Origin of the sequence: Campylobacter showae, from assembly GCF_900699785.1 — a bacterium.
Taxonomy (GTDB): Bacteria; Campylobacterota; Campylobacteria; order Campylobacterales; family Campylobacteraceae; genus Campylobacter_A; species Campylobacter_A showae_D.
Genome location: NZ_LR535679.1, coordinates 526,409 through 549,377, shown reverse-complemented (window position 1 = coordinate 549,377; position 22,969 = coordinate 526,409). Strand labels below are relative to the sequence as shown.

20 protein-coding genes and 1 pseudogene are annotated in these 22,969 nt (G+C 44.8%); 14 read left to right on the top strand and 7 right to left on the bottom strand.

Annotated elements, in window-relative coordinates; translation table 11 throughout:
• The first annotated feature begins 2 nt into the window (after positions 1-2).
• The 10 genes from E4V70_RS02770 to E4V70_RS02725 all read left to right on the top strand — a co-directional run bounded on the left by E4V70_RS02770 (position 3) and on the right by E4V70_RS02725 (position 9,414).
• Positions 3-899, top strand: a complete 897-nt coding sequence (locus E4V70_RS02770; RefSeq protein ID WP_122861977.1) for a PDC sensor domain-containing protein — start codon at positions 3-5, stop codon at positions 897-899.
• Positions 896-1,507: an imidazole glycerol phosphate synthase subunit HisH gene (hisH, locus tag E4V70_RS02765; RefSeq protein WP_122861978.1), complete on the top strand. Its 612-nt coding sequence runs from the start codon at positions 896-898 to the stop codon at positions 1,505-1,507. Before E4V70_RS02770 ends, hisH begins: the two co-directional genes overlap by 4 nt.
• Positions 1,507-2,217 carry a 1-(5-phosphoribosyl)-5-[(5-phosphoribosylamino)methylideneamino]imidazole-4-carboxamide isomerase gene (hisA, locus tag E4V70_RS02760; RefSeq protein ID WP_122861979.1) on the top strand — a complete coding sequence of 237 codons (711 nt, stop codon included), beginning with the start codon at positions 1,507-1,509 and terminating at the stop codon, positions 2,215-2,217. Before hisH ends, hisA begins: the two co-directional genes overlap by 1 nt.
• A gap of 66 nt (positions 2,218-2,283) precedes the next feature.
• Positions 2,284-2,649, top strand: coding sequence for a chemotaxis response regulator CheY (locus E4V70_RS02755; RefSeq protein WP_039888294.1), 366 nt, complete (start codon positions 2,284-2,286; stop codon positions 2,647-2,649).
• A 12-nt stretch (positions 2,650-2,661) separates the two neighbouring features.
• The gene (locus E4V70_RS02750) at positions 2,662-3,492 is read left to right on the top strand and encodes a 50S ribosomal protein L11 methyltransferase (protein ID WP_122861980.1); all 831 of its coding nucleotides are present in this window, start codon (positions 2,662-2,664) and stop codon (positions 3,490-3,492) included.
• Between the two features lie 18 nt (positions 3,493-3,510).
• The gene (ftsH, locus tag E4V70_RS02745) at positions 3,511-5,439 is read left to right on the top strand and encodes an ATP-dependent zinc metalloprotease FtsH (protein WP_122861981.1); all 1,929 of its coding nucleotides are present in this window, start codon (positions 3,511-3,513) and stop codon (positions 5,437-5,439) included.
• A gap of 4 nt (positions 5,440-5,443) precedes the next feature.
• Positions 5,444-6,088, top strand: coding sequence for a phosphatidylserine decarboxylase (locus tag E4V70_RS02740; RefSeq protein ID WP_122861982.1), 645 nt, complete (start codon positions 5,444-5,446; stop codon positions 6,086-6,088).
• A complete protein-coding gene (pssA, locus tag E4V70_RS02735; protein WP_122861983.1) occupies positions 6,069-6,848 on the top strand; it encodes a CDP-diacylglycerol--serine O-phosphatidyltransferase in 780 nt (259 codons plus the stop codon). Before E4V70_RS02740 ends, pssA begins: the two co-directional genes overlap by 20 nt.
• Positions 6,849-6,973: 125 nt before the next feature.
• Positions 6,974-8,491 carry a 2-isopropylmalate synthase gene (locus E4V70_RS02730; protein WP_122861984.1) on the top strand — a complete coding sequence of 506 codons (1,518 nt, stop codon included), beginning with the start codon at positions 6,974-6,976 and terminating at the stop codon, positions 8,489-8,491.
• Positions 8,492-8,715: 224 nt separating this feature from the next.
• Positions 8,716-9,414 (top strand): vWA domain-containing protein, encoded by a 699-nt coding sequence (locus tag E4V70_RS02725; protein ID WP_122861985.1) that lies wholly within the window; start codon positions 8,716-8,718, stop codon positions 9,412-9,414.
• A gap of 224 nt (positions 9,415-9,638) precedes the next feature.
• On the opposite strand, the gene E4V70_RS02720 is transcribed toward E4V70_RS02725, so the two are convergent.
• The gene (locus E4V70_RS02720; protein ID WP_122861986.1) at positions 9,639-12,029 is read right to left on the bottom strand and encodes a tetratricopeptide repeat protein; all 2,391 of its coding nucleotides are present in this window, start codon (positions 12,027-12,029) and stop codon (positions 9,639-9,641) included.
• The gene (gene serS / locus E4V70_RS02715; RefSeq protein ID WP_122861987.1) at positions 12,029-13,273 is read right to left on the bottom strand and encodes a serine--tRNA ligase; all 1,245 of its coding nucleotides are present in this window, start codon (positions 13,271-13,273) and stop codon (positions 12,029-12,031) included. The genes E4V70_RS02720 and serS overlap by 1 nt, the downstream gene beginning before the upstream one ends.
• An 80-nt stretch (positions 13,274-13,353) precedes the next feature.
• Here serS and E4V70_RS11155 point away from each other — a divergent pair, with 80 nt between their 5' ends.
• The 4 genes from E4V70_RS11155 (at position 13,354) to E4V70_RS02705 (ending at position 18,054) form a co-directional block, all read left to right on the top strand.
• Positions 13,354-14,238 carry a site-specific DNA-methyltransferase gene (locus E4V70_RS11155; RefSeq protein WP_331869102.1) on the top strand — a complete coding sequence of 295 codons (885 nt, stop codon included), beginning with the start codon at positions 13,354-13,356 and terminating at the stop codon, positions 14,236-14,238.
• Positions 14,239-14,325: 87 nt separating this feature from the next.
• Positions 14,326-14,895, top strand: coding sequence for a DNA methyltransferase (locus E4V70_RS11150; RefSeq protein WP_331869101.1), 570 nt, complete (start codon positions 14,326-14,328; stop codon positions 14,893-14,895).
• Positions 14,871-15,293, top strand: a complete 423-nt coding sequence (locus E4V70_RS11145; protein ID WP_163026497.1) for a hypothetical protein — start codon at positions 14,871-14,873, stop codon at positions 15,291-15,293. The genes E4V70_RS11150 and E4V70_RS11145 overlap by 25 nt, the downstream gene beginning before the upstream one ends.
• Position 15,294: 1 nt before the next feature.
• Positions 15,295-18,054 carry a type III restriction-modification system endonuclease gene (locus tag E4V70_RS02705; protein ID WP_122861989.1) on the top strand — a complete coding sequence of 920 codons (2,760 nt, stop codon included), beginning with the start codon at positions 15,295-15,297 and terminating at the stop codon, positions 18,052-18,054.
• Between the two features lie 29 nt (positions 18,055-18,083).
• Here the strand turns inward: E4V70_RS02705 and E4V70_RS02700 are convergent, their stop codons facing one another.
• From E4V70_RS02700 to E4V70_RS11185, 5 genes and pseudogenes are all read right to left on the bottom strand, one after another.
• A complete protein-coding gene (locus tag E4V70_RS02700; RefSeq protein ID WP_122861990.1) occupies positions 18,084-18,524 on the bottom strand; it encodes a copper resistance protein CopD in 441 nt (146 codons plus the stop codon).
• 15 nt (positions 18,525-18,539) lie between these two features.
• Positions 18,540-19,505 (bottom strand): tryptophan--tRNA ligase, encoded by a 966-nt coding sequence (gene trpS, locus E4V70_RS02695; RefSeq protein WP_122861991.1) that lies wholly within the window; start codon positions 19,503-19,505, stop codon positions 18,540-18,542.
• Positions 19,506-19,913: 408 nt separating this feature from the next.
• Complete coding sequence (locus E4V70_RS02685) at positions 19,914-20,426, bottom strand: shikimate kinase (protein WP_122861992.1); 513 nt, start codon at positions 20,424-20,426, stop codon at positions 19,914-19,916.
• The gene (der, locus tag E4V70_RS02680) at positions 20,419-21,822 is read right to left on the bottom strand and encodes a ribosome biogenesis GTPase Der (protein WP_122861993.1); all 1,404 of its coding nucleotides are present in this window, start codon (positions 21,820-21,822) and stop codon (positions 20,419-20,421) included. The genes E4V70_RS02685 and der overlap by 8 nt, the downstream gene beginning before the upstream one ends.
• Positions 21,823-21,952: 130 nt before the next feature.
• Positions 21,953-22,447, bottom strand: a pseudogene (locus E4V70_RS11185) (methyl-accepting chemotaxis protein); the annotation flags it as partial.
• Positions 22,448-22,969: the final 522 nt, after the last annotated feature.

Below are 22,969 nucleotides of genomic sequence, written 5' to 3'. Positions count from 1 at the left end.
ATTTGACGCTGCAAGATATACAGAGGTTTTCGGAGCTAAGATACAAGGCTAGAGCCTATATATGCTATCTTTTTAGTAAAAATTTGCCAAACAGGCTGCCGGGGGTAAACGCCGAGTCGATAAAAAGCGGCTTTGATAAAATGGCGCACGAGATAGAGGGCTTTGACGCGTTTTACGTGCTTGACGCAAACGGCGTGCAGATAGGCGACGCCGTGAGCCTAAACGAAAAATACAAGGCCGGCGGCGGCGAAAACTGCAGCAATAAGTCTTATTATTACACCGTGGTGCGCGAAAAGCGCTGCGTACTAAGCGACCCGTATCCGTCCTCGCTCACGGGCGAGCTGTGCGTGACGGCGTCCACTCCGATATATGACGATAAGGGCGAGCTAAAATTCGTGGCGTGTATCGACGTTTCGCTAGAAAATATCCTAGCTATCGTCTCTCACGGCAAGCTAGAGAGCTACTTCGGCAAATTTCTCAAGGTCGTTTACGCCGCGTTTTCGGTCGCGCTTTTTATCATAGCCTTGTTTTTGTTTGCCGACGCGCTCAAAGGGCTTTTGGCTAACGATCTTTTAAATATCGAAGTAGAAAAGATGTTTGAGCACACGATCGTGCTGACGCTGGCGCTTGCGATCTTTGATCTGGTTAAAGCGATATTTGAAGAAGAGGTGCTGGGTAAAAGCAAGCGCGGCGAGGATATGGAAAACAAAACGATGATTAGATTTATCGGCTCGATCATCATCGCCCTTGCGATCGAGGCGCTGATGCTCGTGTTTAAATTTGCCATCACGGCGCCCGATCACATCATAAATGCGATCTATCTCATCGGCGGCGTCGCAATGCTGATGATCGCGCTTAGCGTCTATCTTTTTGCTACCAAGCAAAGGAGCTCGCATTGATCGGCATTATTGACTACGGCGCGGGAAATTTAAGAAGCGTTTTAAACGCGTTTGAGAGTTTAAATTTAAAGGCGCGGCTGGCGGTTCGCGGCGAGGAGCTGGGTAAATTCGACAAGATAATCTTGCCCGGCGTCGGGGCTTTTGGCGAAGCGATGCAAAAGCTGAAAGACAGGGATTTTATCCCCGCGATAAAAGAAGCCGCAGTAGGCGGAAAGCCGTTTTTAGGAATTTGCCTTGGTATGCAGCTACTTTTTGATACGAGTGAAGAGTTTGGCGTAAACGAGGGGCTCGGGCTCGTAAAAGGGCGAGTGGTTAAATTTGACCCGACTAAATTTGATGCGCCGCTAAAAGTGCCTCACACGGGTTGGAATACCATAAATTTTACCAAGCAAATACCGATAAATAAGGATCTGGCGGCTAGCGAATATCTATACTTCGTGCACTCTTATCACGTAGTTTGCGAGGACGATGCGGCGCTTGGCTTTAGCGAATACGGCTATAAATTCGTAAGCGCGGTGTGCAAAGATAATATTTTCGGCTTTCAGCCGCACCCCGAAAAGAGCCATGAGACGGGGCTAAAAATTTTACGAAATTTCGGAGAGATGTGATGGAAATTTTCCCTGCGATAGATTTAAAAGAGGGCAAGGCGGTTCGGCTTTTTAAAGGCGAAATGAGTAGCGCCAAAATCTACTCGGACGCTCCGTGGGAGCTAGCCAAAAGGTTTGAAGATATGGGCGCAAAGTGGCTTCACGTCGTCGATCTTGACGGAGCGTTTGCGGGCGAAGCGGTAAATCTAAAAACCGTAGAAAAGATCGCAAAAGCCGCAAATTTACAAATCCAAATCGGCGGCGGGATACGCGACGAAGCGCGAATAAAAAGCTACCTTGATAGCGGCATAACGCGCGTTATCTTGGGCTCGGTATCGCTAAAGGATCCGAATTTTACTAAAGAAATGGCGCAAAAATACCGCGTCGCCGTCGGCATAGACGCCAAAGACGGCTTCGTCGCCGTGCAGGGCTGGGCGGAGGTGTCGCAAATGAGAGCGACCGAGCTAGCGCGTAAATTTGCCGGAGCCGGAGTCGAAGCGGTAATCTGCACCGATATCTCAAAAGACGGCACCCTTAGCGGCGTGAACGTAGAGTTTACCTCGCAAATCGCAAAAGCAAGCGGTATAAATACGATCGCAAGCGGCGGCGTAAAAGATATAGAGGATATCCGGGCGCTAATGCGTGCGGGAGGCGTTTACGGCGCGATCGTGGGCAAGGCGTACTATGAAGGGACGCTTGATCTAAAAGAGGCCTTTAAACTGGGCCGATAAATTTTTAAAGTAAATTTAAATATAAAATTTGCTAGAATTGGACATTTTTTAAAAAAGGATGCGATTGTGAAAATACTAGTAGTCGACGACAGCTCTACTATGAGAAGAATTATAAAAAACACCCTACAAAGGCTCGGACATCAAGAAATTTTAGAGGCCGAGCACGGAGTCGAAGCGTGGCAAATTTTGGGTCAGCACAGCGATATAAACGTGCTTATCACCGACTGGAACATGCCTGAAATGAACGGCCTTGAGCTCGTAAAAAAGGTCCGCGCCGAGCAAAAATACGTCGATATGCCTATTATCATGGTAACGACCGAGGGCGGTAAAGCCGAGGTCATAACCGCGCTAAAAGCAGGCGTCAATAACTACATCGTAAAGCCGTTTACGCCGCAAGTTTTAAAAGAAAAACTTGAAGACGTCTTAGGCTAAAAGAGCGTAAATTTGAAAGATAAATTTTACGAGCTTGAAGTTCTTTGTTCGCAGGAACTTCGCGAGCTTTTCGAAGATCTTGTTTTTTCTTTGGGCGTTACTTGCACGCAGGAGACTGTCGGCGGGTTTATCATCCGAGACGAAGACGAGCTAGACGAAGTAGAATTTGGCCTGCAAGAATACGCAAAATCTCTACAAGATGCGCTCGGTCGCGAGATCGAATTTAAGATAACAAAAAGCCAAAAAGAAAATAAAGATTGGCTAAACGAATACAAAAAAAACGTAAGACCGATAGAGATCGGTAAATTTTACATCCACCCAAGCTGGGAAGAGTCTAAAGACGGGTTTGAAAACATCGTTATCGATCCCGCTCTTGCCTTTGGCTCGGGTCACCACGAGAGTACGAGCGCTTGCATAGAGTATCTGCAAAAGTACGCCGCAAACGGCATGAGCGCGCTTGACGTGGGTTGCGGAAGCGGGATACTAAGTATCTCTCTAGCAAAACTAGGCTGTATCACGGATGCCTGCGATACTGACGAGCAAGCGGTGCAAAGCTCGCAAAAAAACGCCGAGTTAAACGGGGCTAAATTTAATCAAATTTGGACTGGTTCGGTGGCGAATCTGGATAAAAAATACGATCTCGTCGTCGCAAACATCATCGCCGACGTGATACTAATGCTAAAAAACGATTTAATAAATTTGCTAAAAGAGGGCTCATATCTCGTTTTAGCAGGCGTTTTGGATAAATACGAAACGCGAATTTTAGAGGCTTTTTCGTCGCTCAAACTTGTAGAAAGTCAAACCAAAAACGAGTGGAAAAGCTTCGTATTTCAAAAAGCGTAAAATAATTTAAGGAACATAATGGATAACAGAAAAAACGATGATAAAAATTTAAATAACGGCGGAAATAATTTTTTTAATAAAAATCCGATTTTGATTTTCGCCATTTTTGCTATCGTGATAGTGGTGGCATTTCGCGGGCTCGGAGGCGGCGAGATGGACGGCACGTTGCTAGGACAGAGCGCGGCCGGCTCAAAAAGCACCTCGTACTCCGAGATAAAAGAGATGATAAAAAACAAGCAAGTAGCGCAGGTGGGCATCTCCGAAACCTCGATAAAAGCCGTGGATAACGGCGGCAGAACGTATTTTGCTAAAAGAGTAAACGACCCGACGCTAGTTCCGATTTTGGAGGAACAAAAGATTCCTTACGGAGCGTATAGCGAGACGAACTGGTTTACAGAAATGCTCTTTTCGTGGGTACTCCCTATTTTCATTTTCTTTGGAATTTGGATGTTTTTAGCTAGCCGCATGCAGCGAAACATGGGCGGCGGTATCCTTGGAATGGGAAGCTCTAAAAAGCTAGTAAACTCGGAAAAACCGAAGGTTAAATTTGCCGACGTGGCGGGCGTGCAAGAAGCAAAAGAAGAAGTTAAAGAGATCGTGGATTTTCTAAAGCATCCGGATAGATATATAAATTTAGGAGCCAAAATCCCAAAAGGCGTGCTTTTAGTTGGACCTCCCGGCACTGGTAAAACTTTACTTGCAAAAGCCGTCGCAGGCGAAGCGGACGTGCCGTTTTTCTCGGTTTCCGGATCGAGCTTTATCGAGATGTTCGTCGGCGTAGGCGCTAGCCGCGTGAGGGATCTTTTTGAAAATGCGAAAAAAGAAGCCCCGGCGATCGTCTTTATAGACGAGATCGACGCTATCGGCAAAAGCCGCGCAGCTAGCGGAATGATCGGCGGAAACGACGAGCGCGAGCAAACGCTAAATCAGCTTTTAGCCGAGATGGACGGCTTTAGCTCGGACGCGTCGCCGGTTATCGTACTCGCCGCGACGAACCGTCCGGAGGTGCTTGATGCCGCGCTTTTAAGGCCGGGTAGATTCGACAGGCAGGTGCTTGTAGATAAGCCTGATTTTAAAGGTAGGATCGAAATTTTACGCGTACATATAAAAGATATCAAGCTTGACCATAGCGTTAGTATCGAGGATATCGCGCGCATGACGGCGGGCCTTGCGGGAGCGGATCTAGCAAACATCATAAACGAAGCCGCGCTACTAGCGGGCAGAAAAGAAAAAGGCAAGGTCGAGCAGGCTGATTTGCTCGAGGCCGTTGAGAGAGCGATCGCCGGTCTTGAGAAAAAATCTCGCCGCATAAATCCGAAAGAAAAGCGCATCGTGGCCTATCACGAGAGCGGACACGCGCTCATAGCCGAAACCACCAAAGGCGCAAACAGAGTCACCAAAGTATCGATCATACCGCGCGGGCTTGCAGCACTGGGATACACGCTCCATACGCCTGAAGAGAATAAATTTATGATGCAGCGTCACGAGCTGATGGCCGAAGTGGACGTGCTTCTAGCCGGACGCGCGGCGGAAGAGGTCTTTATAAAAGAGATTTCAACCGGCGCGGGCAACGACCTAGAGCGCGCGACCGATATACTTCGCTCGATGATCTCGATATACGGCATGAGCGATATCGCTGGACTTATGGTGCTTGAAAAGCGCCGCAGTACTTTCCTAGCCGGCGGTCAGGCCGATAGGGACTATAGCGACAAGACGGCGGAGAAAGTGGATGAATTTATCAAAACAACGCTTGATGAGCGCTATAAGCACGTGCTTGAGACGCTAAGAACCTACGGCGATGCGATAGAGAAGATGGTTGAGGCGCTTTACGAAGAGGAAACTATCGAGGGAGCGAAGGTTAGAGAGATCATCGCAAACTATGAAAAAGAGCGCGGGATGCCTAGCAGGCTCGTAAATTTAGAAGAAAACAAAGAGGAACAAGCGTAAAGATATGCAAAACATCGGGCTAATCGCAAAACAGGGCTACAAATACGTTTTCGTTTTAGGGCTTTTGCTTTTGCTTGCGCTGGTTTTGGGCGTATGTCAAATTTTATTTTTCGCGCTGTTTGCGCTTTGCGTATTTTGGTTTAGAAACCCGGAGCGAGCGCTAGGTAGCGACGATGCGTACGCCGTGCTTAGTCCGATCGACGGTAAGATAAAAAGCATAGATAAAATTTACTATTTTGATACGCAGTGCGTAGCCATAACTATCCGCAAGGGCGTATTTGACGCGGGTGCGCTCAGAGCTCCTTGCGATATGGAACTTTTAGAGGTTAAACAAAGGCACGGACTGTTTTTATGTAATGCTATGGAAGCTTCTAAAAATTTAAACGAGCGAGCCTTGTTCGTCTGTAAAAATTCGGATAATAGGTTTGCGATCCGCGTCATCGCAGGGCCTCTTAGTAAGGGCATTTCTTTTGAAAATTTCAGCCGACTAAAAGCGGGCAGGAGATTTGGCTTTTTAAGTAGCGGCGAGGCGATTTTGATACTACCCGCAAATACGAGAATAAGCGTCAGCGTAGGCGAAAAGGTCGCGAGTGCGGGCATTTTAGGGTTTTTTAGCTACGAGGAAAAAGATGCAAGACAATCAGCATAAACTTCAGTTAATGTACATTTTGCCAAATTTATTCACGGCAGCTTCGGCGTTTTTGGGTATCATCAGTATTATCGCTTCCGTGCGCGGCTACATCGCGGCCAGCGCAGGACTAGTCGAGGAGGCTAACGGCTACTTTTTCAAAGCTATTATTTACATAGTTTTATCGCTATTTTTGGACGGACTTGACGGACGCGTAGCGAGGCTAACTAAAACCACGTCTAAATTTGGCGTAGAATTCGACAGTCTTGCCGACGTGATAGCTTTCGGCGTCGCGCCAGCGATGCTTTTTTACTTTACGGTCGGGCACAGCTTTGGGCGTTTGGGTTCGCTTGTGGCCGCGCTGTTCGTGGTTTTTGGAGCCATTAGGCTTGCGCGGTTTAACGTAATGACCGGCACCTACGAGCCGTCCGTTTTTATCGGTCTTCCGATACCTACGGCCGCCATCGTTTCGGCATTTTGGGTCGGGCTAAGCTTAGAATACGACTTCACCAGAAGCGCCGAGTGGTTTTTGATGTTTTTGCAAATTTTGCTCTCCGTCTTGATGGTGAGCAATATCCGCTACCCTAGCTTCAAAAAAATCGATCTAAAAAAAGCCGATTTTCTTCGCATATTAGTCGGTCTTACGGTTGCATTTTCGGTAATCTATATCTATCCGATCGAGGCTGTCACGGCTTTAATGAGTGTTTATGTTTCTTACGGTATAATCAGGTATATTTTTATGAGATGTAAAAACAAAAAAATCCAAAAGGAGAGCGAATGAACGGCAACGTCAAATTTAACGCATTTTTCTCTCTACTTCTGCTGCTGCGCTAAGCAGCGACTCTTTCACACCCTAATAATCAAATTTATACCATACAAACAAAAACTCCAAAAAAAGGATAAAAAATGAACAATGATAAAATAATAATATTTGATACGACTTTACGAGACGGCGAGCAAAGCCCCGGCGCCTCGATGAATACCGAGGAGAAAATCCGCATCGCGCGACAGCTAGAGCGCTTAAACGTGGACGTTATGGAGGTCGGTTTTGCCGCGGCTAGTAGGGGTGATTTCGACGCGATACATCAGATCGCCAAGCAAGCCTCAAACGCCTCCATCTGTTCGCTCGCCCGCGCCGTAGACGGCGATATAAAGGCTGCCGGAGAGGCTATCGCGCCTGCTAAAAACAGACGTATCCACACCTTTATCGCTACAAGCCCGATCCATATGGAGTTTAAGCTAAAGATGGCCCCCGACGAAGTAATCAGGCGCGCCGTAAAAGCCGTGGAATACGCTAAAACGTTTTGCGACGACGTCGAGTTTAGCTGCGAAGACGCGGGCCGAAGCGAGATGAGCTTTTTAAAAGAAATTTGCGATGCTGCGATAAACGCCGGCGCAAAAACGATCAATATCCCAGACACCGTAGGCTACCTATATCCCGAGGAGATGGCGGCGCGCATCGGCGAGATAGTTAAATTTATAAACGGCCGCGCAGTGGTCTCCGTGCATAACCACAACGACCTAGGCCTAGCCGTCGCAAACTCGCTAGCCGCGATAAAAGCGGGCGCCAGACAGGTCGAGTGCACGCTAAACGGCATCGGCGAGCGCGCGGGAAACGCGGCTCTTGAAGAGATCGTGATGGCGATAAAAACGCGCCAAGACATCTTTGCGCCGCTTTACACCGATATCGTTTGTAAGGAAATTTACCCTAGCTCGCGCCTGTTATCCGGCATCATCGGTATCGAGCCTCAGCCAAACAAAGCCATCGTCGGCAAAAATGCCTTCGCTCACGAAAGCGGCATCCACCAAGACGGCGTGCTAAAACACAAAGAAACCTACGAGATCATCAGCGCCGAGAGCATCGGACTGGATAAAAACTCGCTGGTGCTCGGCAAACACTCGGGTCGCCACGCCTTTAAAGATAAGCTAATTAGCCTTGGTTTTGAGCTCGAAGATAGCGCGCTAAACGAGGCGTTTGAGAAATTTAAGGCGCTAGCGGATAAGAAAAAAGAGATCTTTGACGACGACTTGCGCGCGCTAGTTACGAGCGAGATTATCAAGATCCCTGAGGTTTTCGAGTTCTTGACGCTTACGCAAAGCAGCTGCAACAAAGGCCTAAGCAGCGCAGCGATCACGCTTCGTCACGCCGACGAGATCAAGAGCGATGCGGCGCTAGGCAACGGTACGGTGGACGCGATATTTAAGGTAATCGACCGCTTAAGCGGTATCCACGGCGTGCTCAAGGATTACAAGGTTAGCGCCGTTTCGCAGGGCAAGGACGCGCTGGCAAACGTCGTCGTGAAGGTCGAATTTGACGGCAAGACCATCATCGGTCACGGACTTGATATCGATACGATGACGGCGAGCGCTAGAGCGTATGTGGGCGCGCTAAATAGCTACGTAAAAATCACCGCTACAAAGTAAAATTTGAGCGGTTTGACCGCGTGCCGCTTGACAAATTTAAGGCTCGGATTGGGGCCTTAAATTTCTAAATTTAGCCTTTAAATTCGGCCGTAATTTTTGAAGTAAATTTGACCGGGTTTTGGGGCAAATAAAAAAATACAAAACTCCAATTTAAATCTCCTCGCATTTACCGCCGTATCGTCAAAATTTGCTATAATCAAGCCAAATTTTTCAAAGGAGAAAATATGAAAAAAATCGCGTTTTTGTTGATGATTATCGGGGCGTTTGCGTTTGCTAAAAGCGAGGAAGCGCCACAAAAATCTACGCCAAAGCAGCTTGAGATGGTGCTGATCCTAGATAAATCGGGCTCCATGAGCGGGCTTGAGAGCGATACGATCGGCGGCTTTAACTCGATGATCGACAAGCAAAAAGAAGCGGGCGTGGACGCAAAGGTAACTACGGTACTCTTTGATACAAATTTCAGGACATTGCACGATAGAACAGATATCAAAAAGGTCGAGAAGCTAACAAACAAAGACTATGTTGCGGGCGGCAATACCGCTCTACTAGACGCGGTCGGCGATACGATAAATAAAATCTCAAAAGTCGAGGACATCTACGCTAAAAACAGAGCCGTGCTTTTCGTAATCATCACTGACGGGCAAGAAAACTCGAGCAAAGAGTATTCAAAGGCTCAGATCAAAAAAATGATAAGCGATAAGCAGGAAAAATACGACTGGGAGTTTATATTTTTGGGAGCTAACATCGACGCTGTTAGCGAGGCGCAGAGCCTAGGTATAAAGGGCACGAACGCGGTGAAATACAAAAACAGCAGCGAGGGCGTACAGAAAAACTTTGAGGCTGCTGCCGAGATGTCTAAAGATATGGCGATGGATAAAAAATCAAGCTCGAAGTGGCGCGAAAAGGTGCTTGAGGATAAGTAAAATTTAACTTAGGCGCAGCTTAGCGCCGTGCTTTTGTAAATTTGCGGTTATTTTTTAAATCGCTAGTCGTAGCGCAAAGCGGAGCAGGGCGATCAAATTTGACGAGGCGAGTTATTTTTGCTTCTCGTCAAATTTGACAAAGTCGTTTTGCTTCGGCTCTGTAAATCTATAAAAATTATTCGGGCGACTTTGCGACGAATTTATCGCCGTATCGCCCAAATAAACTACTTTTCCAGCTTCTCGTAATCAATCATAAAATCAACGAATTTACTTTTAAAATTCGGATCTTTTATCAGCCCGTATTGTATCGTCGCAGCTTCGATATTATCGATCTCTTGGTATAGGTGCCCGAGCGCCACGCGGCTTTCCATCGCGTTTGGATCGGTGAGTTTAGATAGCTCCAAAAGCGCGGTTGCGTTTTGCGGGTGATTTGAGCCGATGGCGGCTACGGCCGCTAGAAACAGCGTGCCAGCGTCGTTTATCTTAAATTCGTCGATTATGCGGTTGTAGATCTGATAGCTCTCCTCAAAATCGTTCGTGAAAATGTCGATATAAGCTAGCGTCTGGAGCAAGTCGGCGTTATCGGCGCCTTGTTTTAGTAGCGCTTTTAACTTCTGGCGTTCGTAGTTTAGTAGGCCCGAGATTTGCAAAAGCTTGATGTATTGCTCTTTGATGATGTTTGCGCCGTGATAAAACGCCGCGTCGTTTAGCTGTTTGTTGTGGAAGTAAATTTGGATTTGCTCGACGTATTTTTTGATGCCTTCATCTTTATAGTTTGCGATAAAATCAAGAATGTTCGCTACGATATCTTCAGGTAGCTTGGCCTTTAAAATTTGCGTCTTTTTAGCAAACTCTGCGCCCTTGTCGGTCATCTTTGCGATTATCGCGTCAAAGGCTAAATTTAGCGCACTCTCCTCCTTATCTTCTTCTAGCCAGCGCATTAAAGCGCCGCTATTATTTGCGATGAGCGCCATCAGAGCCTGGCTAACGGGCGCGTCTTTCGAGCTTGAGTCGTGGTCGAGATTTTCTGAAATTTCTTGCAGTAGTTTGGTATTATCCACTGCGTTTATATCGTTTGCGATAGCGCCCAGCACGCCCGCTAGGTGGTTCGTCGGGTCTAGGTGATAGCTCGTGATAAAGTGCTTTGCCGCCATGCTAAAGTTGCCTAGCTGAGCGTAGCTAAGCGCTAGGTCGTAGTGTAAAACCGAGTGCTCGGGATAGAGCGAGATGAGCGAGGCGAACTGCGCGTTGGCCTGCTTTAGCTTGTAATTTAGGGCGTTTGCGATGGCTGATGAGAGCTCTAAATTTACCTTTGAGAGCGCGCCGCTAGCGTTTAGGTAGTTGCCCGCTGCGCTTGCGTCGTCCAAAAACAGGCTCACGCCGCCTTTTCTTATGTAGTTTATCGTTTGACCCGGATCAAAAACCTTGTAAGGCGCGAAGTAAAACAGCGTCTCATATCGTTTGGTTTTATCGAAAAACAGGTCGTTTCTAAAGTGCGCCTGAGCTAAATTTACGTCGAAAAGCTCGGGTTTTAGTATCGTTTTTATCGGAAAATTCGCGTTTAAAAACAACGGATCCTCGTGAAAGACTGCCTTTAGCTCGTCGGTCGCAGCATCAAATTTACCGTCTTTTAGGTTTATGATGGCTATCATCGAGTTGATTTTATTTGAGTCGCTGTCCTTTTTTAGCGCTAAATTTAACCTATTTCTAGCTCTTTCATACTGCCCGAGCCTCGCGTAAAGCATACCAAGCGCCAGATCTGCGTTAAACTCCTTTTGCGCTTCGAGCTTTTTTATCGCTTCGGTATCGTCGCCGATAAAGCTTAAAATTTTAGCCGCGAGGTAGTCGTAGCGGTCTTTGTAGTAGCCGTTTTCAGCGTGCGATAGAGCCGCTAGAGCCTCGACATACTGGCCTTTATAGTAGTTTATGAGCGCGTAGTAGTAGTTGTATAGCGGAGTGCCCGCCTCCTTGTACAAAAACGAGTTTGCGAGATTTATATAGTAGTCGAAATTTTGCTCGTTTTTTAGCTCCAGCGAGCTAACTGCGGCGTTTATGGCACTAATGGCGACGTTTTCGTCGTTGGCGATCGCTTTTTTAAAGCTTTCTAACGCGTCTTCAAATTTACCTTGCCTCATCTGCGAGACGCCTAGATTGTAGTTTGAGAGGCTTTGATTGTAAACGGCGATGTTTTCGTAGATTTTCAGCGCTTCAAATTTATTGCCCTTTTCGTAGAGCAAATTTGCCTTAGCGATCATGTCGTCGATCTTTGAGCTGCCGAATTTTTGCGACTCGTAGTGTTCCTCGATGTCTTTTACGATCTGTTTTTCATCTATCGGCGGCTTTTTCTCGCCTCTAAAAACGAAAAACAAAACTATGGCCAGTGTAATGACGAACGCACCCGCCGCTCCGCCGAAGATAAAAAGCTTTTTCTTGCTTTTTTTAGCCTCTTCTTGCGCGTCTACGGGCTGTTCGACGGCTACGGGCTCTAGCTCGTCAAGCGAGACCAGACCGTCGCCGTCGCCGTCTTCTTGATCGTCTAGCGATTCTGTTTCTTCGTCTTGATCAAAATCGGCCTCTTCGAGGATTACTACGTTTTCATCGTCGTTTTGCGCCACTACATATACCTTTTAAGAACTTCGGGGATCTCGATGCTGCCGTCTGCTTTTTGGTAGTTTTCCATTATCGCTATTAGCGTTCTGCCTACGGCTAGGCTCGAGCCGTTTAGGGTGTTTACCAGAGCGTTTTTCTTGCCGTCTTTGTAGCGGATTTTAGCTCTGCGCGCTTGGAAGTCGCGGGTATTTGATACCGAGCTTATCTCGCGGTACTTGTTTTGTCCCGGTAGCCAGACCTCGAGGTCTATCGTCTTTGCCGCGCTAAAGCCCAGATCCCCGCTGCAAAGCAGCATATGTCGGTGCGGCAGCCCAAGGCTCGTTAGCAAGTCGCTAGCGCAGGCTACCATCTCGTCTAACATCTGCGCGCTTTGCTCGGGGGTCGTGATAGCTACGAGCTCGACCTTTTCAAACTGATGTTGGCGTATCATGCCGCGCGTATCGCGTCCGGCGGAGCCCGCTTCTTTGCGGAAGCACGCCGAGTAGCAAGTCATTTTTATCGGCAAGCTCTCTACTGGCAAAATTTCGTCGTTATAAAGATTCGTCACCGGTACTTCGCTAGTCGGTATCAGATACAAATCCTCGTCGCGCACTTTATAGAGATCTTCTTCAAATTTAGGCAGTTGTCCGGTGCCGTAGAGGGTATTTGAGCTAACCAAAAACGGCACGTTAACCAGCTCAAAGCCGCGCGCGCTGTTAAAGTCTATCATATAGTTAACCAGCGCTCTACTAAGCCTTGCCCCCATGCCCTTTAGCACGCAAAAGCGCGAGCCTGAAAGCTTAACTCCGCGCTCGAAATCAAGCCAGCCAAGACTCTCGCCAAGCTCGTAGTGTTCCTTCGGCGCGAAGTCAAATTTGGTCGGTTCCAGCACCGTTTTTACGCAGATGTTGCCATCCTCATCGGCGCCAAACGGCACGTCGTCGTCGGTGATATTAGGCACGCAGCTTGCGATGTTTTCCAGTTTTTCCTCGTATGCGCGCACGATATCGGCGGCGTCGCCCATCGCGGCTTTGTTTAAATTTAGCTCGTTTTTTAGCTCGTCGGTGTTCTCGCCGTTTCTAGCCTTTATGCCTAGCTCCTTGCTCTTAGCGTTTTGGATCGCTTGGAAATTTTCTAACGCTTGGCGTTTGGCTTTTAGCTCGTTAAACGTCGTCAAAAGCTCGTTTAAAACCTCGGGCTTTACGTTTTTTCCTTGCAATTTTTTTACGAACTCGTCGTAGTTGCTTTCAAGTAGTCTTAGATTTATCATTTTATTTCGTCCTCGTTGAATTTATGGCGTATTTTAGCGAATGTTAGTATAATTTTGACTAAAACTTAAAAGGAGGAAAGATGCAGGTGCAAAACATTTTCGACGATAAAGATATCTCGGCAAACAGCGAGTCGCTCGCTGTTTTAAAACGAAATTTCCCGCAATGTTTTGATAAAAGCGGCAAATTCGACTTAGAAACGTTAAGCCGAATTTTAGGCTCGGAAAATATCAAAAAGGAGGGTTTTGAGTTAAGATTTTTAGGCAAATCTTATGCGAGATTAACGGCGAATTTAAATCCCAAAACGCTTCTAATGCCCGATATCGCTCATAACGCTAAAAACAAAGACGCCCAAAATTTACTCATAAAGGGCGATAATCTCGAAGTGCTAAAACACCTTAAAAACGCTTATTTTGAGAGTATTAAAATGATTTACATCGATCCGCCTTATAACACGGGTAGCGATGGGTTCGTATATAGCGACGATAGAAAATTTAGCGCCGATGAGCTTGCAAAGCTTGCCGGCATCTCTGAGGATGAGGCTAAACGCGTGCTTGAATTTACCGCAAAAGGCTCAAACTCGCACTCTGCGTGGTTAAGTTTTATCTATCCGCGTCTTTATATCGCTAGGGAGCTACTCCGCGAAGACGGCGTGATATTTATAAGTATCGACGATAACGAACAGGCACAACTTAAAATTTTATGCGATGAAATTTTTGGGGAGGAGAATTTTGTTGCCAACTTAATATGGCAAAAGAAAAAAGGTGGCTCACAAGATAGCCAAGATTTTTCAAAAGAACACGAATATATTTTATGCTACAAGAAAAAAGATTGGCGAATTTACGATGAAACAGAAGAATTTACCGAAGATGACTTTAATAAAACAATTAATAATAAAAAAGCCAATATTATAAAATTGGAAAAATGGGGTGCCGGTGCTTTGAGAATTGAAGCACCAACGCTTTAATATCCTATAAAAGATCCAAATGGCAATGATTTTTACCCTATAGCGCCAAATTGCGAAGACGGACGATGGCGAAAAAAACCTGAAAATTTGGATAAAGATCATATTTTTTGGCAGAAAAATTCTAGAGGCCGCCTGACTCCGTACGAGATTATATATTTTGATGAAATAGAAAAAGAAAAAATTATAAAAACTAGAACTATGTTTACAGATTTTGGAACTACTACAGATGCCACAAAGGAAATACAAAATTTATTTAATAACAAAAAAGTTTTTGATACTCCAAAACCTACGAACTTACTTAAAAAATTAATGCAAGTTGGTACTGATTATGACGACATCATTCTAGACTTCTTTGCTGGTTCCGGCACTACCGCTCACGCCGTAATGGCTCAAAATTTAGAAGACAGCGGCAACCGTAAATTTATATTAGTCCAGCTTGATGAAAAAATAGATGAGAAAAAGAGCAAAATGGCTTACGATTTTTGTAAAAACGAGCTAAAAAGTAAAAATCCGACTATCTTTGACATCACGAAAGAGCGTATCTTGCGCGCAGCGCAGTCTCTCTCTCTCTCTCTCTCTCTCTCTCTCTCTCTCTCTCTCTCTCTCGAGACGACGCGCGGCTTAAATTTAAAATCTTTTCGATCGTCCCACTTTTAAAATCGTATTTAGACGAAGACTTAGACGGCGACTTTGGTACGAAAGAACCGAATTTATTTTCTACAAACGAGCTTTCAAAAGACGATCTTATAGCGCTTTTAACTACGTTTGCAGCTTATGACGGTATAAAATTAACGGACGAGTTAAAAAGCTTAAATTTAGACGGATACGAGGCATATTACGGCAATAAAAAGCTTTATCTTATAAATACGAATTTTAGCAGTAAAAATTTAAAAGCATTAATCGAGAAGATAGATAGCGATGAGGAATTTGCGCCTGAGAAGATAGTGATTTACGAGCCGAATTTCGAAAGCTCGAGGTGGCGCGAATTAGACGAAGCTATTGAAAATTACGCAAATAAAAAGAATTTGCAAATAAGCTTAATCGTAAGGCACTAAGATGGCCGGATTTAACTACGAAAGAGACTTGCCTCATCAAAACGAAGCGATAAATGCGGTAATAAAAGCTTTAATCGGGCGCGAGATAAAAACGAACCTAAACGCGGAGCAAAATCCGCTAATAGAAAGCAAAGATAAAATTTTTGATATCTGCATGCAAACCGGCACCGGCAAAACGTATACGTTTATGAAAATGATGTTTGAGCTAAATAAAATCGCAGGCGTTTTTAAATTTATAATCGCGGTGCCGACGCTTTCTATAAAGGCCGGAACGATGAGTTTTTTAAACTCCGATACTACTAGAGAGCATTTTAGAGATATTTACTCTAAAAATATCAAAATATATTTAGTCGAAAGCACAAGCCGAAAAGATAAAAAAGAACGTATGCCAAGCGCTATAAGCGAATTTGCAAGAGCGAGTGAGAATAATGCCGTACACGTACTTGTAATAAATCAAGGTATGATAAATTCTAAAACTATGGAAAAAGAATTTGACGCGACTCTTTTTGATGCATTTTCAAAACCATTTGAAGTTATCTCGCATACAAGACCTATCTTGGTAATAGACGAACCGCATAAATTCGATAAAGAGAATAAAACGTGGGAAAATTTGGAGAAATTTAACGCGCAACTCGTTTTTAGATACGGAGCTACTTTTAGCAAATTCGAAAATAAAATTTACGAGCTAAACGCGCTTGATGCTTTTAATGCGGATCTGGTAAAGGGCGTTGAGGTTTACGTGGCCAAATTCGACGAGGCGGCTGACGCGAGCGTGAGACTGGTGTCGACGGACGGAGCGATCGCCAAATTCGAATATAAAATCGATAGGAAAAGTAAATTTTACGATCTTGCGAGAGATAACGATTTGGGTTCCATAGACGAAAATTTAAGCGGTATAAAGATAGAAAAGATAAATACGAAAACGGCGTTATTAAATAACGGCGTAGAGATGAAAAGAGGCGACGCGATAAATCCTTTTAGCTACTCGCAAACGCTTCAACAAAAGATGTTGCAAACGGCCGTAGATGCGCACTTTAAAAACGAGCGCGAGATGATGAAGCGATCGCCTCGCATAAAACCGCTTGCGTTATTTTTTATAAACGATATAGAGAGCTACCGCGAAAAGGACGGAGCGTTTAGGACCGAATTTGAAACGCTGATAAAAGCAAAAATGGAGCAAATTTATAAAGAAGAAGAGCCTGGATTTTATAAAGATTATCTAAAAAAATCGCTTGAAGATATATCTTTAACTCACGGCGGATATTTCTCGAAAGATAATAGCGATAAGGATGAAGAGATTCAAAAAGAGATAAATGAAATTTTGCGCGATAAGGAGAGTTTGCTAAGCTTAGAAAACACTAGGCGTTTTATATTTTCGAAATGGACTTTGCGCGAAGGCTGGGATAATCCGAACGTCTTTAGTATTTGCAAGCTACGAAGCAGCGGTTCGAATACGAGTAAGCTGCAAGAAGTAGGGCGCGGACTAAGACTGCCTGTAAACGAGTATATGTCTCGCGTCAAGGACGATAAATTTATGCTTAATTATATCGTCGATTTTAGCGAAAAGGACTTCGCAAATAGCCTGATAAACGAGATAAATAAAGATGCTGAAGTCGAAGTAAATAAAGAGGAGCTTACCGAAGAAATATACGAAAGAGTAAAGCAAAAATTTAATATTAGTAAGCTCAAAATTCTAAGTAGTTTAGTTGAGGTTGGAGCGTGCGACGAGAACGGTAAATTTTTAGAAGGCGGATATGAAAAATTTAAAGAGATTTATCCGATACGAAACGGAAATTTATCGCAAAAGATAAGAAACGTCGAAGATAGGAAAAAGGGTATAAAGATAAGACCCGCTATGTTTGCTGAGCTAAAAGAGCTTTGGGAGAGGCTAAATGAGCGAGCAATCCTAGAATACGACATAAAAAACGAGGAAGAGTTCCGCAAAATTTTTAGCGATTTTTTATTCGCCAGAAAAGAGATATTTAAACCAAGCGGACTTGAAGTGCGAAAATTCGGCGTAAAAGCAACGAAAAGCGGTATGTGTGTCGTAAATATAAGTAGCGTAGAAGATAAAATAGAGCCTATAAATACGCTGAGCTATAAAGAATTTTTAATAAAGTTAAGCGATGAGACGAGTATGCGGCTAGATACGTTACATCAAGCATTTATAAGATGTAAGGGGGCGATAGATATAAAGGAGTATTTAAATCTTTCGACTGTTTATGCCGTTAAGAGCGAATTTAACCGTTATTTGCTCGAAAATGCACTAAGTAAATTTAGCATTTCGTATAAAAATATAAAAAGTAGCGTCCATCCTACGAAATTTACCGATAAAAACGGTAATATAAAAGAAGTGAGTTCTAGCGATCTTGGAGTGCAAAGTATCGCAGGCAAAGCTACTAGGGAGTATTTGTTTGATGAAATATTTTTTGATTCCGAGCTTGAGAGAGAAAATATAGCTCAAGAAATAACGGACGTAGTAGTTTTTACTAAAATTCCTAAAAACTCTATAAAAATCCCGGTAGCAGGCGGCGGCACATACTCGCCCGATTTTGCTTATATAATCAATCAAAAAAACGGTAAAAGTAAGCTAAATTTTATCATCGAAACCAAAAATAAGCCCAAAGAGGAGCTTGCTTTAAGCGAAAAACAAAAGATTAAGCACGCACAAGAACTATTTAGTAGAGGCGGTTTTGATGTGAGATTTGAAACGCAGTTTGAGAATGATGAAATTTTGGAGATTATCAAGCGGTATTTATAGGCTAGAGGCTATAAAGATAGCCTCTAAATTTACACCATAAACATAACTTTAGCAAGTATCACGACGACTGCGGCCGCCGCAAATGCAAACGGATGAATATTGCCTAACGGGCTAGGGCGCTTTAGTATAAATTTGCACGTGAGATTGGTCGCTACGGCCGCAAATATCAGCATCGCCAAAACAACCTTTATCATCAAGGCGGTTTGTAAATTTGACGCGAAATATCCGCCAGCCTTCGAGCCGACCCAGCTGCTCATCATCATGCCGCCCGTTAAAATCAAAATCAGCACGCAAAGCGGCATGATCTTTATCGCGACGCTTGAGATAGCCTGTTGCGCTTTTTGCGCTATTTCCGCGGGCAGTTTCTTTTTAGCCCTTGAAAAAATAATCACGTCGAAAAATAAAAATCCAACGAAAATAATAGCGCAGATCAGGTGAATAAGCTGCGCGTAAGGGTAGATTGCTTGCACTTTTTTCCTTTAAATTTATTTGTATATGCCGGTTGCGGCACGTATTTTTTCCATTATCGGCGCTGCGACGGCCCGCGCTTTTTTCGCGCCTTCGTTTAAAATTTCATCCACTTCGCCTGCGTGATTTAGATAATAATCAAATTTGCCTCTCGCGTCCGCAAAATAGTCCCAAACCAGCTCGTTTAGATACATCTTAAAGTGTCCGTGTCCTTCGCCGCCTCGCTCATACCGCGCTTGCAGTGCTTTTTGTCTGTCCTCGTCAAGGAATAATTTAGCGATATTATAGACGTTGCAGTTTTGCCACTGCTTAGGCGCTTCAAGCGGCTCCGAAGTCGTCACGATGCTTGAAATTTGCTTTTTTAGCTCTTTGGCGCCGGCGAAAATATCTATCGTGTTTCCGTAGCTTTTGCTCATTTTCGCGCCGTCGGTGCCTGGCACGGTAGCTACGTTTTCATCGACTTTGTACTCCGGCAGGACGAAGATGTCGCCGTGCTCGTTGTTAAATTTGATCGCGATGTCGCGCGCGATCTCGACGTGCTGGATCTGATCCTTGCCCACGGGCACGACCTGTGCGCCGTATAGCAGGATATCGGCCGCCATCAAAACCGGATAGCTAAAAAGCCCGTGATGCGATGTTAAGCCCTTTGCGACCTTGTCCTTGTAGCTGTGCGCGCGCTCGAGCAGGCCCATAGGCGTGTATTGGCTCAGTATCCAGTAGAGCTCTAAAACCTCTTTGACGTCGCTTTGCACCCAAAATACGCTCTTTTGCGGATCGATACCCAGCGACAAAAACGCGCTTGCGGCCTCATAGGTGTTTTGTTTTAGTTTCCCCGCGTCGGCGACCGAGGTCATGGCGTGATAGTTTGCGATAAACATAAACATCTCGTTTTGCCCCTGCGCTTCAACCATTTGTTTGATTGAAGCGAAGTAGTTGCCTAGGTGTAGCTTTCCGCTTGGTTGCAAACCCGTTAGTACTCTCAAATTTTATCCTTTTTGCGGCTTATCTTTTTCCGCTTTACTTTGTTAGATTTTGCTTCGCTTCACTGCGATGCACGGCAAGTGCGCCTCATTCGCAAAGCAAAATCTGCCGCGTCTAGCGAAAAAATATCGCGCCTTATTTTTGTTTTTATAAAATTTGCACGGCTATTTGACAATATTGCCGCTTATTTTTGTTGCATTAAACTTTTGAAATCCATCAAATTTGAACTCAAATTTTTAACTCGCTTAAAATTTGACGTTTACCGCTCAAATTTCAGCGATACGAACCGCGCCGAATTTTCACGCCGATACGGTCAAACGCTTTCGCATTAAATTTAAACCGCTCAAATTTAAAAATAGAAATTTAAAGCCGCAAATTTTAAAATTTGCGCTCAAATTTCAACCCAAATTTTACTTAATCCTTTTTTCTAAAATCTCTTTCGCGACTTGTTCTAGTCCTTTGCCTTCGACGTCGATTGTGAGATCGGCGACGCTTTTGTACATCTTTTTTCTCTCGTTAAAAAGCTTTTTGGCCGCGTTTAAATCCTTTAAAAGCGGACGTTTGGCATAGTGCATCTGCGCTTCGCCGCTCTCATCTATTCGCTTTAAAATGGCTTTGAAACTTGATTTTAGATAGATGATTTTGCCGATTTTTTTAAGGCCTTTAACCTTTGCAAAGCCGCCGCCAGCAGCGATCACCGAAGATTTTACGTTTTTAGCTAGCTTTTTAGCGAGTTTTGCCTCGCATTTTCTAAAATATTCTTCGCCCTTAGTCTCGAAAATTTCTCGGACTTTTAAATTTTGCTCGCTTTCGATCAGTTCGTCGGTGTCTAAAAACAGCTTGCCCGTTTTTTTCGCGAAATGCCTTGCTACCGTACCTTTGCCAACGCCCATAAAGCCGATGAAAACTAAATTTTTACTCACTTTTTCCCTCGTTTTCCTCGTCTGAGCCGCTGCGATTTTTCGGGATTAGCACGATTGGAGTGCCTGATAGCTCGAATTTCTCGCGCAGTTTGTTTGTTAGGTAGCGTTTGTAGCTAAAGTGCAGGGCGCGCGGACGGTTCATTACTAGCGCGATCTTAGGCGGTGCGAAACCAAACTGCACCGCGTAGTAAATTTTCACGCTTTTGCCCTTTTCGCGCGGTATCGGATGCGCTTTTACCGCCTCTTCGATAGCTTCGTTTAGCCTTGCGGTTTGGATTTTTTGCGTGTAGTTTTTGTAAACTTCTAAGATCAACGGGTAAATTTTATGCACTCTTTTGCCGCCCAGAGCCGAAACGCTGATGATCGGCGCGTAGGCTAGAAATTTAAATTTATCCCTGATCTCTCGGCTAAATTTATCAAAATCTTCCTCGCTTTTGTCCCATTTGTTTAGCACGATTATGACGCCGAGCTCAAATTTAGCCGCAAGGCCCGCGATACGCTCGTCAAGCTCGGTTAGCGGCTCGGAGCTATCAAGCACCAAAAGCGCGATGTCGGCGAGCTCGAGCGCGGACTCGGTGCGGTTTAGCGCGTATCTTTCGATCCCTTCTATCTTGCCGCGTTTTCTGATGCCCGCGGTATCGACGAACTCAAAAACCCTATCCTCATAAAGGAAAGTCTCGTTTACCGGATCTATCGTCGTGCCGGCTATGTCGCTCACGACCGCGCGGGACTCCTTTACGAGCGCGTTTAGTAACGAGCTTTTGCCGACGTTTACGCGTCCGATGATGCCTACTTGGATATTTTTGCGTTCATAATCCTCGCGAGCCGATATCTCCCTAACCACCTCGCCGTCGTCGCCGAAATTTTCCAAAAACTCGTCCAGATCCTCGCTGACGTCGGGCTTGATCTCGTCTTTTAGCTGTTTATAGATCCAGTCCGCTAGCTCGTCGATGCCCGCGTTGTGGCTGACTGAGATAGCAAAGCTCGTTTTTGCGCCGAAATTTGCAAACTCGTAGCTTCGTAGCTCGTCTTTTTTGCTGTCTATTTTGTTGATTACGAGCGCGGTCGGTAAATTTAGCTTTAAAAGTGCGTAGTATAGGGCTTTATCCTCATCGCTAGGCATCATTTTGCCGTCGACCATAAAGATTATGGCATCCGAGCTTCTAGCTTCGGCTAGGGTTTTTGCCTTGACGTTTTTAAAGAGCTCGCTACTATCGTCCAGTCCGCCGCTGTCGATCAAAACGCAGCTTTTGTCATAAATTTCTATAATCGTTTTGTTTGTATCTCGCGTCGTGCCGCTGACGTCGCTGGTGATAGCTATACGTCTGCCGGCTAGGCGGTTAAAGAGCGAGCTTTTGCCGACGTTTGGCTTGCCGACTAAAATTATCTTTTGCAAAATTTGTCCTTTTTATGATGCCTGATTATACAAATTTTTCACTTATACAAAGTATAAAATGCGGCTTAAAATAGCATAATGCAAAGCTCTTTGATCTTTCGTCAAAGAGCTTTTGGAGTAAAATTTGAGATCAAACCTTAAATTTGTCTAGGCTGTTGTTTAGAGTTTCGGTCATTTTGCTTAGATGTTCGGCGGCGGCCGCTATCTCCTCGATGCTTTTTGCGTTTTGAGAAGAGATAGCGTTTATGTTATTTGTATTGTTTAAAATTTCAGTTACGTTTTCGCCTGTTTTTACATAGTCGCTTACGTTTTTATCGGATAAATTTATGGCTTGATGCATACTATCGGCTAGTATGGTGATCTTTTCTTTTACGTCGTCCGCTACCACATTTAGATCTTTTATCTGGGCTGAGTTGATATGCATTTGCTCGCTAGCTTGATTGATCCCCTGGACGATTATATTTATCGTCGCATTTATCTCGACTAGGCTTTTTTGCGTCCTTTCGGCTAGTTTTCTAACCTCGTCTGCGACCACTGCAAATCCCCTGCCGTGCTCGCCTGCGCGTGCGGCTTCGATAGCGGCGTTTAGGGCTAGTAAATTCGTTTGATCTGCTATGTCGTTTATCACGGAAAGTACGTTTTTGACCTGCTCGGCCTCGCCGCTAAGCCTTGAAATTTTATCCGACAAGCCAAGCTCTGATTCTACGCTATTTTCTATCTTTGAGGCGAGATCTGATATGGCTTTATTTGCGCTATCGATGACGGCGCTTGCTTTTTTCATATTGCCTGCGCCTTTTTTGGCCTCTTCTATAAAATCTAAAAGCTGATCTTTGATTTGATTTGCTTTTTGGGCCGCTTTGTCAACTATTTGAGAGGTTCTTTCGGCGTTTTGACCGGCGATTAGCGACGTCGAGCTTAGCTCGTATGCGGTCGAGGAGTTTTCGCGAGAGAGCTGTTTTGCTTCGCTGATTAAATTTCTTAAATTTTGCGCGACGGCCTGCAAAAGACCCATTGCGCTTTTTGGGCTATCCGTTTTTATATTAACGGCCAAATTTCCGTTTGAAATTTCTGATATGACGTTTTCTATTTGAGCCGGTTTTGCGCCTAAAATTCCTTGTATCACTTTGTTATTTACAAACGACAAGAC